The following is a 1,575-nucleotide window of genomic DNA, read 5'->3' as shown; positions in this document are numbered from 1 at the left end:
TCACCGCCATCCACAGCGCCTGTGTGCATGCGGTGTCGGCCAGCCAGTAGCCTTGTGTCAGCGTCACCTGGTGGGGCACCTCGTCGTCACGCCTCCATGGCTCGTCCACCGGCGAGCCCATCTCGAAGGTTCCGGGGGCGATCCAGCGGAAACGCTGCGTGACGTCGCCGACGCGGATGCTGACCCAGCGCCCGTACTCGTCCTTGCCGCCATCGCTGGCCCATTCCGGCAGTCGGTCCCGTTCCTCGTCGCCGGCTGGCTCGCCCGCCCACTGCGGCGGCTGCAGATCGGGCAGCGCACGATAGACCGGGCTATCGATCGTCGCGCCGGCCAGCGACGCCCTGATCGCTGCGCCGAGCTCGGCGCGCAAGCGTCTCGCCTCGACCGAGCCGACGTCTTCGCCGAGATGACGGTAGCGGATCACCGGCGGGTCGGAGAAAGCGCGCGGCAACGGCCACTGCTCTTCGGCGACGAGCAGCGTGCCCCGCGGGCGCAGCGCGAAACGGATACCCACCTGCAGCAATACCTCTTCCACCGAGGCCGACAGGTCGGCGACGACGACTTCGACCGCGTGCAGCGCACGCACGAGGGCTTCGTCGAGGCCGCCACCGTCCCACCGCAGACAGCGACACCCGGCACTCTCGACCGCCGCGCGCAACAGCGCGAACGAGGCGTCGAGGTCGAGCGTGCGGCCGCTGCGCGCATCCAGCCGTTTGCCGAAACCCTGGATGACGAGGCAGCGAGGCTGCGGGCCGCCGGCCGCAGCGGCCGGCGGCCGGGCACCTTCGTCGCGCGCAAGCCGCGGCGCTGCCAGCCGACTCTGCGCATACACCGGGCTGCCCAGATAGCCCGCGTCGGCTTGCTCGACGATGCCCTGCATTCGCCGGACGAATTGCCCGTACCCCGCGCCGCGCTTCCCGTCGTGCGGCGACAGGTAGCGGAGACTCCTGCCGCGCAGGGACGGCGGTCCGCTTTCCACGTCGCGCTGTTCGGCGACGACGAGCGTTGCCGACGGCCGCAGCGCCCAACAGACGCCGAGCAGGTAGAAGTCTTCCGGGTCGCCGGGCGAAAGGTCGCAGACGACGAGTTCGGCGTCGAGCAGCCGTTCGTAGAGCACGCGGCCGGCGGGGTCTCGGGTGCGCAGGTTCTCGCGCCCGACGACAGTCATGTCGAAAGCGGCGACCGCTTCGCCGATCATCGCGGCCAGCGCGGGCGCCGGCGCGCTGCCGGCGAGCAGCACGCAGAGCTTGCGCCGCGCACTGGCGCCGGCCTCGTCGGTCGCCTCCCCGGCTGTGGCAGGCGACGGCACTCCCTCGAGCCAGCTCGCCGGGGAGCGGAGGACGACGTCGCCGACGCGGATTTCGTTGTCGCCGAGTGCACGCAGGAGCGTCCGCGCGCGTTCGTCATCGCCGCTGACCAGCGCATCGAGCCCTCGCGCGTACGCCAGCAGCTCCTGCTCGTTCGCCAGCGGCAGCTCGATCGCCGAGGTGACGCCGCCGAGGCGCAGCAGCGCGCTCGTCTGCGGCGCGTCGCCGGCCTGCCGCAAGGCTTCGGCGAAGGCGTGCGCGGCGCTCG

1 pseudogene is annotated in these 1,575 nt (G+C 72.3%); it reads right to left on the bottom strand.

The window, feature by feature from the left end:
* Positions 1 to 1,575 (bottom strand): annotated as a pseudogene (locus tag NFV80_RS02995) (hypothetical protein); the annotation flags it as partial.

The sequence above is a fragment of the Accumulibacter sp. genome (assembly GCF_023806565.1).
Taxonomy (GTDB): Bacteria; Pseudomonadota; Gammaproteobacteria; order Burkholderiales; family Rhodocyclaceae; genus Accumulibacter.
This window is presented reverse-complemented; position numbering and strand designations above follow the sequence as displayed.